The organism is Desulfogranum mediterraneum DSM 13871 (genome assembly GCF_000429965.1).
Lineage (GTDB): Bacteria > Desulfobacterota > Desulfobulbia > Desulfobulbales > Desulfobulbaceae > Desulfogranum > Desulfogranum mediterraneum.
Map to the genome: position 1 here is coordinate 38,095 of NZ_AUCW01000014.1, position 15,053 is coordinate 53,147.

The following is a 15,053-nucleotide window of genomic DNA, read 5'->3' on the forward strand; positions in this document are numbered from 1 at the left end:
GGCAGGCAGGCCGCCTTGCCAACAGAAACAAAAACACCGTAACACCACATTAAGACAAGAAACCGTTCTCAACTTCAGGAGAAGAAAATGCGTTCGCTGACACTCAAGAAAAAACTGATACTGGCATTTGCCGGTATCACCCTGACCCCCACCCTTATTCTGTCCTTCTTTCTGCTGCAGAATATCAAGCATGGGGCCCTTGAGGCCTTTGTCAGCTCAACAAACCGTGAGCTGGCCCAGATAGACCATGGTTTCACCTTTTACCTGGACGGCGTCAAGAGTGCCGTCAAACTGCTGGTGGCCAGCCCTACCAGCATACGGGCCGACAAGAGCGTCCCCAATTACCTGGAGACAACAGCCAAACAGCTGATTCGCCCACAAGATTCCGGTGACTATGCCGTGGCAATGCACGACTATTTTAAGGTTGTCCAGGATTCCGACCCTTCCTACCTGGAAGTGTACATGGGTACCCGCTACGGCGGATACGGCTCCTCCGCTCCCAGTGCCATGCCGGCAGGGTATGACCCCAGAAAACGTTCCTGGTATGAAGACGCGGTCCATGCCGGCAAACTCATCGTTACCCCGGCATACATGACCCTATCCACCAAGACCGCGGTTCTTGGCGTGGTAGCGCCCGTGCAGGGAATCGACGGGGAGCTCGCCGGTGTTGCAGGGATCGATGTTTCCCTGAAGATCATGACCGACCTGATCAACAGGGTACAGATCGGCAAAAGCGGATATGTGATCCTGGCCCAGAGTGATGGTACTATTCTGGCAAACCCGCAGATGCCAGACTCCAGTTTCAAAAAATTAAGCGAGTTGCAGATACCGGCCTTTATCACCCTGAACGCCATGGAGAGCGGTTCCACCGAACTGGAGCTGAATGGGGAGACCTTCCTGGCAACGATCCACAGCTCCCCCACCCTTGGCTACAAATTCATCGGCCTGATAACCAAGACCGAGGTCATGGAACCTGCCGTGGCCTTATCCAAAGTTCTGTTCATCATGGCCGCTCTGCTTGTGGCAGCCTTCAGTCTGCTCGGGCTCTTTCTGGCGAACACCATTACCCGGCCCATTGCCCGTGCAGCTGACATGCTCAAGGATATTGCCGAAGGTGAGGGGGATTTGACCAAACGCCTCGAAATTGCGTCAAGAGACGAGATGGGTGAACTTGCCGAATGGTTCAACCTGTTTATTGAAAAATTACAGAAGATAGTCAAAAAACTTGCCGACAGCTCAGGAAGTGTCAATTCCAGCTCCGGACTTCTCACCCAGATCTCAGACCATCTGTTGACCGACTCTGACGACACCTCACAGCGTGCAACCAATGTGGCCACTGCCGCCGAAGAGATGAGCGCCAATCTCAACAGCGTTGCTGCTGCAATGGAACAATCCTCCACCAATGCAAATATGGTTGCAAGCGCTGCCGAGGAAATGAGTTCCACCATCAATGAGATCGCTGAAAATGCTGAAAGGGCACGTGGTGTTTCCATGGATGCCGTCCATCAAGCTGAAGAGGCCTCAAAGAATATGGAAGAGCTGAGCACGGCTGCAGAAAAAATTGGTAGAGTAACTGAAACCATAACCGAAATCTCCGAGCAGACCAACCTGCTGGCACTGAATGCCACCATCGAAGCTGCACGCGCAGGAGAGGCTGGCAAAGGTTTTGCCGTTGTGGCCAACGAGATCAAGGAACTTGCCAAACAAACCGCCGAGGCCACCCTCGAAATCAAGATCCTGATTGAGGATGTTCAGGGTACCACAGAGAAAACCGGGTCCGAGATCGGAAAAATTTCAGAGGTCATCAGCGGGGTGAACGATACCGTGGGATCCATTGCCACGGCGGTTGAGGAACAGACCGCAGCTACCAGCGAGATAGCTCAAAATATCTCACAGGCGAGCCAGGGGATTCAGGAGGTGAACGAGAACGTCAGTCAGAGTTCGGCAGTGGCGACCGATATCACCAGAGACATCTCAGAGGTGTCGGTTGCAGCCCAGAGTATTTCTCAAAGTAGTCAGGAGGTAGAGGTCAATGCCAGGAACCTGTCGACTAACTCGTCCCAGCTCAGCGAGATTGTAGGGAATTTTAAATTTTAACCACAGGGTACCTTGAAAAATTAGATTTTTCGATCAAGGTCAAGGCGCACGATAAATTTTACCGCAGGCATATATCTGATATTCCGAGGATAAAATTTTGAGTGCAACGCCGAGATTGGAAAAAAAAGCAATTTTTCAAGGTGGCCCACAGTTGTTTCAGCTGGCGGCTCTCCAGGCTGCGCCCCCCGCTCAGGGGGGCAGCCGGAGCGGGAGACCGGCGGTCAGGCCTGTTCACTGGAGATGATGATGATCCGGCAATCGGCCTGTCCCGGTTTCCCGGACCAGTTCCACTGTCCATCCCCCTGGGCACAAGGCATGAAGCTCTCCCCTGCTCCCCAAGGTGTCAGCAAAAAAAATGCCGGGCTTGCATCGTGGCAACACCCGGCATTCAACTCCTTAAAGAAAAGCAAACGGTTAGAAAAGCAAGCTGTTCAAGGCTTCAGACCCTGTTTTTCTTTTCCTTCTTCTTGGAATCGCTCTTCTTCTTTTTCTTCTTTTTTTTGTTTTTGCTCAGATCCTGGCCCCTGTCCGGACACTCCCTCCCCCTGAGATCGCAGGAGGAACACTCCCTGGCAAAGAGGGGACAGCGACTGCAGGGCTTGCCCTTTTTGCGAAACTTGGCACAGCATTTCTTTTTCAAGGCCTTTTCTTTTCCCATGCTCCACTCCTTTAAGAGAAGTTCACAAGAGATGCAGGCAGCCGCCCCCTGGGTATGGCGGCTGCCTATGCGGCTGCTCCGGGCCTCGGTTCAGCATCCTGCAGGCCTACTTTTCAGCAGCAGGGATCTCCAGCAGCTCCACCTGGAAGGTGAGCATGGAGCCGGGCTCGATAACCGGAGGCGCACCCCGATCTCCGTAGGCCAGTTTGGCCGGGATATAGAGTTCATAGGTGGAGCCCACCTCCATCAGGGGCAGGGCCTCCTGCCAGCCGGCGATGACCTGATTGACCTGGAACACGGCCGGTTCGTTGCGGGCATAGGAGCTGTCAAACTCGGTCCCATCCAGGAGGGTGCCCTTATAGTGGACCTTAACGGTATCCGTGGGCTGGGGCTTGACGCCCTTGCCCTGCTTGACGACCTTGTACTGGAGGCCGGATTCGGTCTCAACCACCCCCTCCTTGGCCTTGTTGGCACTCAGGAAGGCCTCCTCGGCCTGACGATTCTTCTGCACCATGGCCACGGTCTTCTGGATCTGTTTTTCCTGCTGACGCTTGGCAAAGGCCTGCTGAATCTGGCCTGCCTCTTCAGCGCTGAGCTGCGGAGTCTTGCCGGTGTAGGCGTCCAGCATAGCCCGGTGAACCACGTCCATATCCAGTTCCTCTCCCAGGCCCTTGAAATAGGTCCCCAGGTCCAGTCCCATGGCGTAGCTTAACTTCTGCTGTTCCGTTTCCAAGGCAGCCGGCTTCTCTGCGGCAACCGCCCCTCCGGCCATTAACAACCCTACCAGCACGGTAGACACAAAACCTTTCATAGAGTTCTCCTCCTAACAAGAAATAACCGGCGGCACCGAAGTGCACTCACCGGTTATTGAAAATCCGACCTCCTGCCCATGGAACCATGAACAACAAGATCGGCTCAATGCCTCTGGTCCGACCTTCCCTGACCGCAGCCAGGGATTACTTTTTTTGGGCCTGGCCACGCTCGTGGGCCAGCTCCTCTGGAGTCATGGCCCAGAACGGGGTTCCATTCTTAGTCAGACGAACCTTCAGGCTAAAATAATCACCCTTTTTGATCTTTGCCGCCAGAAAAACATCCTCACCATTGATTTCCGCCCAGGCACCGCGAATCTTGACCCGGTCGCCCCGCTTCAGACCGATATTTTTCCCCAAGAAGGCAACAGGACCGATGTGGACGGTTACCTGCTCACCATCACCATCCTTGAGTATCAACCCCATCCCCGGAGCCATCCCCGGCAGGGGCTCAAGCCGGATGATCTTCTTGATATCGCCCTTGAGCCGATCCAGCTCAGAGACCTGATAGAGGCGGTCATAGGCGCCCCCCTTTTCCCAACCGTTCAGACCATCATCGGCCCGGACAGGGGCCACGCCGACAAGGACCAGGGCCAGCATCAACAGCAGAACAGCTCGATACAGTTTCAGGATCTTGGCCATAGGGGTCTCTCCTCTAAATTTTCCGTTTATCGATCACCCGTTGTGATTTGCCCATGGAACGCTCAATGCTCTTCTCTTCAACGATCTTCACCTCCACGCTGACCCCGAGCTCGGCGGCCAGACGGGCCTTGATATGGTCCACAATCTGCCGCTGTTTCTTCATCTCGTCAAAGAAGATCGCCTCCACCACCTCCACCAGGACCGTGACCTTGTCGGTATGGTTCTCCCGCTCAACGATGATCTGGTAGTGGGGCTCGGTACCCTCGACCTCAAAGAGCACCTTCTCGATCTGGATTGGAAAGACATTCACCCCCTTGATGATCAGCATGTCATCGGAACGACCCATCACCCGCTGCATCCGCTTCATGGTCCGGCCGCAGGCACAGGGCTCGGGGATAAACCTGGTCAGGTCACGGGTCCGGTAGCGGATCATGGGAAAGGCCTCCTTGGTCAGGGTGGTGATCACCAACTCACCCACCTCACCCTCGGCCACCGGCTCCAGGGTCACCGGATCCACCACCTCGAGGAGAAAGTGGTCCTCGTTGATATGAAGGCCGTTGCACTGCTGGCACTCACCGGCAACCCCGGGACCCATGACCTCGGATAAACCATAGTTATCCGTGGCCGTGATGCCAAGTTTTTCATGGATTTCAGTGCGCATGGCCTCGGACCAGGGCTCGCCGCCAAAGAGGCCGAAGCGCAGGGAGAGGCCGTTGGGGTTCACCCCCATCTCCATCATGGCCGCTGCCATCACCAGGGCGTAGGAGGGGGTACAGACCAGGGCCGTGGTCTTGAAATCCTGCATGATCTGGATCTGGCGTTTGGTGTTGCCCGCGGAGATGGGGATCACCGAGGCCCCGATCCGCTCGGCCCCGTAGTGGAGGCCGAAGCCGCCGGTAAAGAGGCCGTAGCCAAAGGCGATCTGGATGACGTCGTTGTTGGTCACCCCGGCGGCGGTGAGGACGCGACCCACCAGGTTGGACCAGGTGCGGATGTCGTTGCGGCTGTAGCCCACCACCGTGGCCAGGCCGGTGGTGCCCGAGGAGGAGTGGACCCGGACCACATCGCGCAGGGGGATGGCAAAGAGGCCGTAGGGATAGTTGCTGCGCAGGTCCTGCTTTTCGGTAAAGGGAAGCCGTCGGATATCATCCAGGGAGCGGACATCGTCGTAGTTGAACTTCAACTCATCAAATTTCTTGCGATAAAACGGCACATGGGTTCCCACCCGATAGAGGGTGGACTGCAATCGTTCCAGCTGCAACTGCTCCAGATCTTCCCGCGCCATACATTCTCGTTCCGGTTCCCAATACATTAGCTTCTTCTACAGTTGAGATTACTCTTAACAGCACCAGGCAGCATTTCCCTGCCCTGTTACGCCAATTGAGGGGCGCATCGCCCCGGAGCACCAACCAGGTGCTCAGCCGATTTTTTCCCGCCCCAGATAGGCCCGCTGGACATCGGAGTTGGCCAGCAGGTCGGCGGCAGGGCCCTGGAGTATCACCTTGCCCACCTCCAGCACATAGCCGCGGTCGGCGATGCCCAGGGCAGCGGTGGCGTTCTGTTCCACCAGGAGGACGGTGTTGCCCTCGTCACGCAGCCGGGTGATGATCTTGAAGATCTCCCTGACGATCAGCGGCGCCAGCCCGGTGGAGGGTTCGTCCATCATCACCAGCCTGGGCCTGGACATCAGGGACCTGCCCATGGCCAGCATCTGCTGTTCTCCGCCGGAGAGGGTGCCGGCATACTGTTCCCTCCGCTCCCGGAGCACCGGAAAGAGGTCGTACTGGTACTGCAGCTCCCGGAGCACCGCGTCCTTGCCTTCCCTGCGCTGGAGCATGTAGCCACCAAGGATCAGGTTCTCCTCCACGGTCATGGAGGCAAAGACCTGACGCCCCTCGGGCACCAGGGTACAGCCGGCGGCAACGATCTTCTGGGCACAACTACCGGTGTGTTCCTTCTGCTGAAACTCTATGGCACCGGCGCTGGCCCGAACCAGACCGATGATGGTATGGAGCAGGGTGGTCTTACCGGCACCGTTGGCTCCGATCATGGTCACGATCTCACCGGCCTTGACATGGAGAGAGATGTTCTTGAGGACCCGCAGTTTGCCGTAACCGGCATCAAGGTTTCGAATTTTAAGCATCTTTGCCGCTCATTGTGATCAAAAAAAGGCAGGTTGCCCTGCGTCTCTGCCGGACATCTCGGACTTCAGCCCTCATCTTCCCCCAGATAGATGCGGATAACTTCTTTATTCTGCTGGATATTCTTGGGAGTATCCTCGGCGATCTTCTCACCAAAACAGAGAACCACGATCTCATCGGAGATCTCCATGACCAGGGACATATCATGCTCCACCAGGAGGACGGTGATGCCCATATCGCGGATCTTACAGATCAGGCGGGCCACCTCGGCGGTTTCGTAGATGTTGAGACCGGCAGCAGGTTCATCCAAAAGCAGCAGCTTGGGTTCACTGGCCAGGGCCCGGGCCAGTTCCACGGCCCGCTGCTGGCCAAAGGCCAGGCTGGTGGCCTCCACCTGGGCATAATCGCTCAGCTCCAGCAGTTCCAACAGTTCCATGGAGCGCTGGTAAATCCGCTGCTCCTCCCGCCAGGTGGAAGGCAGCTTGAGCATCCCGGCCATGAAACCGGCCTTACTGCGGCTGTGACAGCCCACCATCACGCACTCCAGGGCGGTCATGCCGTGGAAGAGTTTGATGTTCTGGAAGGTCCTGGACATCCCCATGGCGGCAATCTGGTGGGGTTTACGCCCATGGATCGGGGTCCCCTGGAAGCAGATTTCCCCCTCAGAGGGCGGCAGGTTACCGGTGATCAGGTTGAACAGGGTGGTCTTGCCAGCACCGTTGGGGCCGATCACCGATTTGATCAGGCCGCTCTCCACCGAAAAACTGACCTCGTTGACGGCATGGAGTCCGCCGAATCTCTTGTGCAATGACTGAATATCAAGCATGGCTGCTCACCAGGGGGACAGGCTAGGGTTCATCTCGTTTAAGGGCCGCGTCTTTGGCCGGCACAAGGAAACGGCGCAGGCTGAGGATCCCCTCCGGGGCAAAGAGCATCACCCCGATGAGGATCACCCCAAAGACGGCATCGTCCAGGCTGCCGAAGACCCCGCGCAGGGAGAGAAAGGTCAGACTGACCCCCATGAGCAGGGTTCCCCAGAGGTTGGTCATTCCACCCACCGCCACCAGGGCTACGTAGCGGACCGACTTCATCACCCCGGCCTCGCTGGGCCCGATCCCGGCATTGTAATGGGCAAGAAAAACCCCGGCCAGGGCGGCGTAGACGGCGCTGAGGACAAAGACCTGCACCTTGCAGCGGGAGGTGTTGATCCCCACGGCCTCGGCCGCCTCCTCGGAACTGTGCAGCGACCGCAGGGCCCGGCCCACCCGGGAGTTGATCAGGTTCAAGAGGAGCAGCATCCCCACGATCAGGATTCCCCAGGCCACGTAGTAGTTGACCACCCGGTTATCAAAGGAACCACTGACCACCACCGGCGGCAGTCCCCCCAGGGCGGGCAGCAGCTGAAAGGGGGGCACGTCTGAGATCCCGTCGGCCTCGCCGAAGTACGGCGTCGCCAGGAGGATCCGGTAGATGATGGTTCCGAATCCCAGGGTGGCCATGGCCAGGTAGTGGCCCTTGAGCTTGAGCACCGGAACGGCCAGGAGCAGGGCAATCAGGGCGGCCGTTCCTACGGCCATGAGGCAGGCGCCCCATGGGACCACGGTGAGCAGGGCATCGCCGTAGATGTCCTCGCTCAGGACCAGCATATCTGCCCGCTCCAACAGCCGGATACAGAGGGAGTCTTTATAGGAGAGGAGATTATGGGTGGTCAGCGCGGCCGAGAGATAACCGCCGATGGCAAAGAAGCCGGCATGGCCGATGGAGAGCTGGCCGGCATAGCCCATCAACACCCCCAGGCCGATGATGACCAGGCCGTAGTAGGCCGACATGGTCAGCTGGGTGAGGTAAAAGGCGGTGCCGGTAAACTGGGTCAGGAGCTGAACCGCGATCACCAAGCCGGCGAGGCCGAGAATCTTATATCTGTTTATGCTGTTCATCAAAAATCCTTCAACCTCGCCGCCACACTGGAGCCAAAGAGACCATGGGGTTTGACAAAGAGTATTGCCAGGAGGATGGTGATGGCTATGGCATCCTGGAAGGCCAGGGGCACCACAGAGACCGAAAAGGCCTCGATGATGCCCAGGAGGATGCCGGCCGCCACCGCGGCCATGGAGTTGCCCAGACCGCCGAGGATGGCCACGGTAAAGCCCTTGATGGCCAGCCCGGTGCCCGAATCGTACTGGGTATAGGTGATGGGAGACATCACGCAGCCGGCCACGGCACCGATGCCGGCGCTGAGCATGAAGGAGAGGGTCACCATGTTGCGGGTACTGATCCCGCAGAGGATGGCCGCGGTCCGGTTGGCGGAACAGGCCCGCATCTCCCGACCCGTGGGGGTGTATTTAAAGAAGAGGCTGAGCCCTGCCACCATGATCCCGCAGGCGGCGATTACCCAGAGCACCTGGGGCGAGAGATGGACCGAGCCCAGGGAGATGGAGCTGATCTCGTTGCCGTAGAAGTAGGGCAAACTGCGGATGGACTCCCCCCAGATATGGAGAGCCGCCTCCCGCAGGAGGATGGAGACCCCGATGGTGATGATAATCAAACGCAGCACCGAGGGACTCTGCAGCCAGCGGATGAAGATGATCTCGATGGCCGCGCCGATCACCATGGTCAGTGCCACCGCCAGGGTGATGGCCAGGGGCAGCGGCATGACCTGATGCAGAGAGATGGCGATCATCCCGCCCAGCATCACGAACTCACCCTGGGCAAAGTTAATGATCCCGGTGGTGTTGTAGATGATATTGAAACCGATGGCCACGATGGCATAGATCGCACCATAGGTAACACCGGCAAAGAGGTACTGAAAAAAAAGGTCTGGGGTCATAACCGTATGAACCTAAAAAAGGCGGGAACCCGAAGGGCCCCGCCAATATTGGCTGTATTACTGCCCATTGTAGAGCACAAAGGTGCCGTCTTTCACTGTCAGCATCACAAAGGAATCGATATCCAGGCCATTATGGTCTTCGGCAGAGAAGGTAAAGACCCCGCCGGTTCCTGGGAAACCTTTCAGCTGCTCAATGGCGTCGCGAACCTTGTCACGATCATTTCCTGCCAGCTCGATGGCGCGCAGCAGGATGGTTATGGCATCATAACCGTGCCCACCAAAGGTAGAGGCTGCTTCCTTAAATTTCGCCTGGTAGGCATCGCGGTACTCAAGCAGCAGCTCCTTTTGGGGATCACTGTCCGGCAGACTATCTGCCACCAGCAGGCGGCCGGCCGGGAAGATGATGCCCTCGGCAGCGGCTCCGGCAGCCTCCACATACTTGATATTACCGAAACCATGGCTCTGGTAGAGGGGGACCTGCCAACCCGCCTGACGGATATTCTTGGCAATGATCGCCTGGGCCGGGACGATGGACCAGTTGACCACAGCCTCGATCCCGCTGTCAGCCTTGAGCTTCGCTACCAGGGCACTCAGGTCTGTGGACTTCTTATCATAGGTCTCGGCAGCGACCACCTCTATCCCGAATTGGGGTGCGATCTTTAAGAGCTGCCCTTTGCCCGCCTTGCCAAAGCCTGTATTGCCGGCCACCACTGCAATTCTGCTGATCCCGCGCCGTTTCATGTCCTGGAAGATTTTACGGGCAGCAAAGGAGTCCTTTTGCGGTGTCTTAAAGACATACGGACCGACAGGGTCAACTATCACCTCGGCAGCGCCGCAGGAGAGCAGCACGGTCTTGCCCTGTTCGGCGATCTGCTTGATTTTCATGGATTCGCCGGAGGTGGAAGGGCCGATGATGGCCAGGACCTGTTCCTCTTCGATGAGCTGCTTGGCAAAAGAGATGGCCTTCTCTGAACTGCCTGCCGAGTCTTTGACAATCAACTCTATGGTATCGCCATTAATGCCGCCGGCAGCATTGACCTTCTCGACCACCATTTCTGCGGTACGTGCCTCAGGCCCGCCCAGAAAGGAGGCGCCACCGGTCACCGCAAAGATGGCGCCGACCTTGATTACCCCGGCCTGGGCCGTCGCTAAACCTGCTCCAAGGAGACAGGCGAGCAGCAGTGCTCCGATCTTTTTTCCTTTGTGTAGTCTCACTCTATCGCTCCATTGTTATGGTGTTATGGTGTTAGGCTACCTTGAAGATGTACCGTTCCTGCCTGCCCGGGGCGCTCTCTGCAGCGCTCCTTTGAACAACCTCATTTTTCAGAGTTTGCTCCAATGTTCTCCTTAAAATATCCGACCTCCGGACCGGCATGGGGCTGCAGGCCCAGGCCTTGGTCGCAAGCCCAAGGCTGCACCATCGCCTGGGAAAGAGCCCCTGCTCTCAGCCGCCTAGAGGGCGCAGATCTCCTCGCCGGAGAGGAGGACAAAGCCCTTCTCCTGGAGGACGCTGATGGCCTGATCCATCCGGTCAAAACGGAAGATCAACACCGCGTTCTCGCCGCTCTTGTTGACAAAGGCATACATGTACTCCACGTTGAGCTGGGCATCGTTGGCGGTATCGAGCACACTGGCCAGGCCGCCGGTCCGATCCGGGACCTCCACGGCAATGACATCGGTCTTGCCCACGGTGAAGCCGCCGGCCTGGAGACTCTCCTTGGCCGCATCCACCTTGTCGACGATCAGTCGCAGGATACCGAAGTCAGCGGTGTCTGCCACGGACAGGGCGCGGATATTGATCTCGTTTTCCGCCAGAATCCGGGTGATCTCGGCAAGACGTCCTGACTTATTTTCGAGAAAAACTGCGATCTGTTCTACTCTCATCCCATTTCCTCCTGGTTCGATAGGTCGACCCTTGCGAGTCGACGATTGCACAGGCAAACCCTACAGTTTGCGGTTATCAATCACCCGCTGGGCCTTGCCCTCGGAACGCGTGATGCTGCGGGGCTCCACCAGCTTGACCTTGCAGGTCACGCCCAATATATCCTTGACATCGGACTGGATCCTCTTGGTCAAGCCCTCCAGGACCCGAATCTCATCGGAGAAGATGTGTTCACTCACCTCCACCAGCACCGACATGGTATCCAGGTTGCCTTCGCGGTTGACCTCCAGCTGATAGTGGGGCTCCACCCCTTCGATGCCCACCAGAACATGCTCCAGCTGGGAGGGGAAGACGTTGACCCCGCGGATGATCAGCATATCATCGGTCCGGCCCATCACCTTCTCCATCCGCACCAGGGTCCGGCCGCAGGCGCAGGGCTCGGCGATCAGGCGGGAGATGTCCTTGGTCCGGTAGCGGATCAGGGGGAAGGCCTCCTTGGTCAGGGTGGTGAAGACCAGTTCGCCCACCTCGCCGTAGGGCAGGGGCTCCAGGGTATCGGGATCAACTATTTCGGGCAGGAAATGGTCCTCCAGGATATGCATCCCCCGATCGGTATGGAGGCACTCCATGGCCACACCCGGGCCGATGATCTCGGAAAGGCCATAGATATCCACGGCCTTGATGCCCAGCTTCCGCTCCACCTCCTCACGCATGGACTCGCTCCACGGCTCAGCCCCGTGGATTCCCACCCGCAGCTTCAGCTCTTCCGGGGAGACCCCCACGTCGGCCATGGCCTCGGCCAGGTTGAGGGCATAGGAGGGGGTGGAGAGCAGGACCGAGGAACCAAAGTCCCGCATGATGGTGATCTGCCGTTTGGAGTTGCCGCCTGAGACCGGAATGACCGTGGCCCCGAGAGCCTCGATGCCGTAATGGGCACCAAGGCCGCCGGTGAACAGGCCATAGCCGTAGGCGTTGTGGACCATGTCGCCGCGGGTGACCCCGGCCATGGCCAGGGCCCTGGACATCACCGAGGCCCAGAGCTTAATGTCGGCCTCGGTATAGCCCACCACCGTAGGCTGACCGGTGGTGCCTGAGGAGGCATGGACCCGGATGACCTCTTCCATGGGCACGGTGAAGAGCCCGAAGGGATAGTTATCGCGCAGGTCGTCTTTGGTGTTATAGGGCAGATACTTCAGGTCCGCCAGGCTGCGGATATCAGCCGGTTTCACCCCGGCCGCATCCATCTTGCTGCGGTAGGGGGCCACCGTCTCATAGACCCGCTGCACCTGGAGCTGCAGTCGCTTCAACTGAATGGACTCCAGTCCCGGGCGTGGTAAGGACTCTACTTCTTCAACCCAGATCATTTCTTTTTCCTCTCCTTCTCCTTCTCCCGGGCCGCGGATCCGAGGATCTGCGGCCCGGTGACAAGCTGTTGGCAGTGCACGATGATTCAACAAGCATGGAACGCAGGGGCCCCAAGCCGACTTAAGACGCCTTAAGACGTCTTAAGACGGTTCAAGACGGCCTTGACCCTTTAAGCATAGACCGCCGCACGTCCGGCCTCAAAGGCCTGCTTGTTGACCTCTCTAAAGGGCTTCTTCACGGCCCGATCGATCACATCCAAAAAGACCTGGGGATCCACGGCCAGGAAGTTGGACATGGCACCGACCATGGCCACATTGACCGTACGCAGCTCGCCCACCTCCTCGGCAATGGCAAAGGCATCCAGGGGAACCACGTTGATCTTCCTGGAGGTCAACTCGCTCAGGATATCCTCGGGATAGGTCGCCTTGCCCAGGGCCACGGCCGGGGGCAGGATCTTCTGGGTGTTGACCACCACGGCACTGTCCTTATGGAGGTAGGGCAGGTAGCGGACCGCCTCCAGGATCTCGAAGGCCACCAGGATATCGGCACTGCCCGGATCGATCAGGGGCGAGTAGACCCGTTCCCCATAACGGAGATGGGCCTCCACCGAACCGCCCCGCTGGGCCATGCCGTGGACCTCGGACTTCTTGACATCATAGCCGCCGGCCAGCTGGGCATGGGCCGTCAACTCACTGGCCAGGAGAATGCCCTGGCCGCCAACCCCGGAAAAGAGTATGTTTCCACTCTGCTTCATTACTGTTCCTCCCTTCTGGTGATGGCGTCAAACTTACACACCGCTGCGCACTGGCCACAACCATTACACTGTACTTCCGTTATCTCTGCATAGCCCCGCTGTTTCTCCCGATAGCCCCGCTCCACCGCCTCTTCAGGGGTGATGGGGTGCCAGCTCACCGCCGGACAACCCATCTGCACACAGGCGGTACAGCCGGTGCAGTTGTCCAGATTGGTGTAGTAGGTGGGCTTCTTGCGCCGGACCTCTTCGGGCAGCAGGATACAGGGTGCCCGGCTGATGATCACCGATGGATCCGGGGAGTTGATCTCCTCCTTGAGGACCCGACGGGTCTCGTCGATATCGTGGGGATTGATCACCACCACCCGCGGTACGCCCAGGGCCGTACAGAGCTGCTCAAAATCGATGGCGCTGGCAGGCTCGCCGGAGATGGTCTTGCCTGAGGCCGGATTCTGCTGATGGCCGGTCATGGCCGTGATCCGGTTATCCAGGATGATGGTGGTGGCAGAGGACTTGTTGTAGACGGTGTTGAGCAGTCCGGTCATCCCGGAGTGCATGAAGGTGGAGTCACCCAGCACGGCCACCAGCTTCCCCTCTCCCTCCTTGCCCAGGGCCTTGGACATGCCGTGGGCCATGGAGATGGAGGCGCCCATGCAGACACAGGCATCCATGGCAGACAGGGGCGGCAGAAAACCCAGGGTATAGCAGCCGATATCACCGGAGACAAAGACATCCTTCATCTTGGAGAGGCCGTAAAACAGGCCGCGGTGGGGACAACCGGCACACATGTTCGGCGGCCGCATGGGCAGTTCCAGGGGCTCGAACAGCTCCGGAGCGCTGTCCGGCTCCACCGCGGTCTTGACGATATGGGAGTTGAGCTCGCCCTGGTTGGGGATGATGTCCTCACCGTGACAGTCGATGCCCATAGCCCTGATATGCAGTTCCAGGAAGGGATCCAGCTCTTCGACGATGACCAGCTCCTCCACAGACTCGGCAAAGCTGCGGATCATCTTCTCGGGCAGGGGCCAGACCATGCCCAGCTTAAGTACCGGCGCCTCGGGAAAGGCCTCTTTGACATAGTTATAGGAGGTTCCGGCGGCGATGAAGCCACGGCTGCCTCTGCCCGCTTCGATCCGATTTTCCGGCAGGGTCTCTGCCAGCTCGGCGGCAGCGGCCATCCGTTTTTCCACGGCCCGACGGCGGACCCGGGCATTACCGGGCAGCATCACCAGCTTGGCCGGCATCCTCTCGATCCCAGGGGTAGGGACTTCGCCGCGGCTGCCCTTTTCCACCACCCCCTTGACATGGGCGATGCGGGTGGTAATCCGAAACATCACCGGGGTGTCCAGCTCTTCACTGAGGCTGATGGCGCGGCCAATCATCTCCTTGGCCTCGGCCGGATCAGAGGGCTCGAGCATGGGCAGCTTGGCTGCAAAGGCATAGTTGCGGTTATCCTGCTCATTCTGGGAGCTGTGCATCTCGGGATCATCGGCGGTCAGGACCACCAGGCCCCCACGGACACCGGTATAGGCGGCGGTGAACAGGGGATCTGCCGCCACGTTCAACCCCACATGCTTCATGGTGGCCAGGGCCCGGGAACCGGCAAAGGAGGCTCCGATGGCCACCTCCAGACCCACCTTCTCGTTGGGCGCCCACTCGGCATAGACCCCGTCATACTGGCCAAAATGGCCCATGATCTCGGTGGACGGGGTTCCTGGATAGCCGGAAGCCAAGGTAATCCCTGCCTCCCAGGCTCCCAGAGCTATTGCCTCGTTGCCGGAAAGCCAAAGTTTTGTCTCGTTATCAAAAACCACATCCTCCTCCTTTCTTCTCCCTCATAAGGCTGGTCAAACTGGCCCTTCCTGATGAGTATTCAGGTTA

The 15,053-nt window shown here is 58.5% G+C and carries 14 protein-coding genes; 1 reads left to right on the forward strand and 13 read right to left on the reverse strand.

Features of this window, described 5'->3' with window-relative positions; all coding sequences use genetic code 11:
• The first annotated feature begins 87 nt into the window (after positions 1-87).
• The gene (locus tag G494_RS22285) at positions 88-2,097 is read left to right on the forward strand and encodes a methyl-accepting chemotaxis protein (RefSeq protein WP_051305464.1); all 2,010 of its coding nucleotides are present in this window, start codon (positions 88-90) and stop codon (positions 2,095-2,097) included.
• Positions 2,098-2,536: 439 nt separating this feature from the next.
• Here G494_RS22285 and G494_RS22290 read toward each other — a convergent pair whose 3' ends face one another.
• The 13 genes from G494_RS22290 to iorA form a co-directional block, all read right to left on the reverse strand.
• Complete coding sequence (locus G494_RS22290; RefSeq protein WP_035245732.1) at positions 2,537-2,755, reverse strand: hypothetical protein; 219 nt, start codon at positions 2,753-2,755, stop codon at positions 2,537-2,539.
• A gap of 106 nt (positions 2,756-2,861) precedes the next feature.
• Positions 2,862-3,566: an FKBP-type peptidyl-prolyl cis-trans isomerase gene (locus G494_RS0106695; RefSeq protein WP_028583910.1), complete on the reverse strand. Its 705-nt coding sequence runs from the start codon at positions 3,564-3,566 to the stop codon at positions 2,862-2,864.
• 145 nt (positions 3,567-3,711) lie between these two features.
• Complete coding sequence (locus tag G494_RS0106700) at positions 3,712-4,206, reverse strand: hypothetical protein (protein WP_028583911.1); 495 nt, start codon at positions 4,204-4,206, stop codon at positions 3,712-3,714.
• A gap of 13 nt (positions 4,207-4,219) precedes the next feature.
• The gene (locus G494_RS0106705; protein ID WP_028583912.1) at positions 4,220-5,518 is read right to left on the reverse strand and encodes a phenylacetate--CoA ligase family protein; all 1,299 of its coding nucleotides are present in this window, start codon (positions 5,516-5,518) and stop codon (positions 4,220-4,222) included.
• 105 nt (positions 5,519-5,623) lie between these two features.
• Positions 5,624-6,349, reverse strand: coding sequence for an ABC transporter ATP-binding protein (locus G494_RS0106710; protein ID WP_028583913.1), 726 nt, complete (start codon positions 6,347-6,349; stop codon positions 5,624-5,626).
• Positions 6,350-6,414: 65 nt separating this feature from the next.
• Complete coding sequence (locus tag G494_RS0106715; RefSeq protein ID WP_028583914.1) at positions 6,415-7,173, reverse strand: ABC transporter ATP-binding protein; 759 nt, start codon at positions 7,171-7,173, stop codon at positions 6,415-6,417.
• A gap of 22 nt (positions 7,174-7,195) precedes the next feature.
• A complete protein-coding gene (locus G494_RS22295; RefSeq protein ID WP_051305465.1) occupies positions 7,196-8,284 on the reverse strand; it encodes a branched-chain amino acid ABC transporter permease in 1,089 nt (362 codons plus the stop codon).
• Positions 8,284-9,174, reverse strand: a complete 891-nt coding sequence (locus G494_RS0106725) for a branched-chain amino acid ABC transporter permease (protein ID WP_028583915.1) — start codon at positions 9,172-9,174, stop codon at positions 8,284-8,286. Before G494_RS0106725 ends, G494_RS22295 begins: the two co-directional genes overlap by 1 nt.
• Before the next feature lie 57 nt (positions 9,175-9,231).
• Positions 9,232-10,389, reverse strand: a complete 1,158-nt coding sequence (locus G494_RS0106730; RefSeq protein ID WP_028583916.1) for an ABC transporter substrate-binding protein — start codon at positions 10,387-10,389, stop codon at positions 9,232-9,234.
• A 237-nt stretch (positions 10,390-10,626) separates the two neighbouring features.
• A complete protein-coding gene (locus tag G494_RS0106740) occupies positions 10,627-11,058 on the reverse strand; it encodes an ACT domain-containing protein (protein ID WP_028583917.1) in 432 nt (143 codons plus the stop codon).
• Between the two features lie 60 nt (positions 11,059-11,118).
• Entirely contained in the window at positions 11,119-12,420 is a 1,302-nt protein-coding gene (locus G494_RS0106745) for a phenylacetate--CoA ligase family protein (protein ID WP_028583918.1), read from the reverse strand.
• Between the two features lie 170 nt (positions 12,421-12,590).
• A complete protein-coding gene (locus G494_RS0106750) occupies positions 12,591-13,175 on the reverse strand; it encodes an indolepyruvate oxidoreductase subunit beta (protein ID WP_028583919.1) in 585 nt (194 codons plus the stop codon).
• Entirely contained in the window at positions 13,175-14,986 is a 1,812-nt protein-coding gene (gene iorA, locus G494_RS0106755; protein ID WP_028583920.1) for an indolepyruvate ferredoxin oxidoreductase subunit alpha, read from the reverse strand. Before iorA ends, G494_RS0106750 begins: the two co-directional genes overlap by 1 nt.
• Positions 14,987-15,053: the final 67 nt, after the last annotated feature.

Coding starts and splice junctions, on each gene's coding strand:
- G494_RS22285 (WP_051305464.1), top strand. CDS start 88: ATGCGTTCGCTGACACTCAAGAAAAAACTGATACTGGCATTTGCCGGT.
- G494_RS22290 (WP_035245732.1), bottom strand. CDS start 2,755: ATGGGAAAAGAAAAGGCCTTGAAAAAGAAATGCTGTGCCAAGTTTCGC.
- G494_RS0106695 (WP_028583910.1), bottom strand. CDS start 3,566: ATGAAAGGTTTTGTGTCTACCGTGCTGGTAGGGTTGTTAATGGCCGGA.
- G494_RS0106700 (WP_028583911.1), bottom strand. CDS start 4,206: ATGGCCAAGATCCTGAAACTGTATCGAGCTGTTCTGCTGTTGATGCTG.
- G494_RS0106705 (WP_028583912.1), bottom strand. CDS start 5,518: ATGTATTGGGAACCGGAACGAGAATGTATGGCGCGGGAAGATCTGGAG.
- G494_RS0106710 (WP_028583913.1), bottom strand. CDS start 6,349: ATGCTTAAAATTCGAAACCTTGATGCCGGTTACGGCAAACTGCGGGTC.
- G494_RS0106715 (WP_028583914.1), bottom strand. CDS start 7,173: ATGCTTGATATTCAGTCATTGCACAAGAGATTCGGCGGACTCCATGCC.
- G494_RS22295 (WP_051305465.1), bottom strand. CDS start 8,284: ATGAACAGCATAAACAGATATAAGATTCTCGGCCTCGCCGGCTTGGTG.
- G494_RS0106725 (WP_028583915.1), bottom strand. CDS start 9,174: ATGACCCCAGACCTTTTTTTTCAGTACCTCTTTGCCGGTGTTACCTAT.
- G494_RS0106740 (WP_028583917.1), bottom strand. CDS start 11,058: ATGAGAGTAGAACAGATCGCAGTTTTTCTCGAAAATAAGTCAGGACGT.
- G494_RS0106745 (WP_028583918.1), bottom strand. CDS start 12,420: ATGATCTGGGTTGAAGAAGTAGAGTCCTTACCACGCCCGGGACTGGAG.
- G494_RS0106750 (WP_028583919.1), bottom strand. CDS start 13,175: ATGAAGCAGAGTGGAAACATACTCTTTTCCGGGGTTGGCGGCCAGGGC.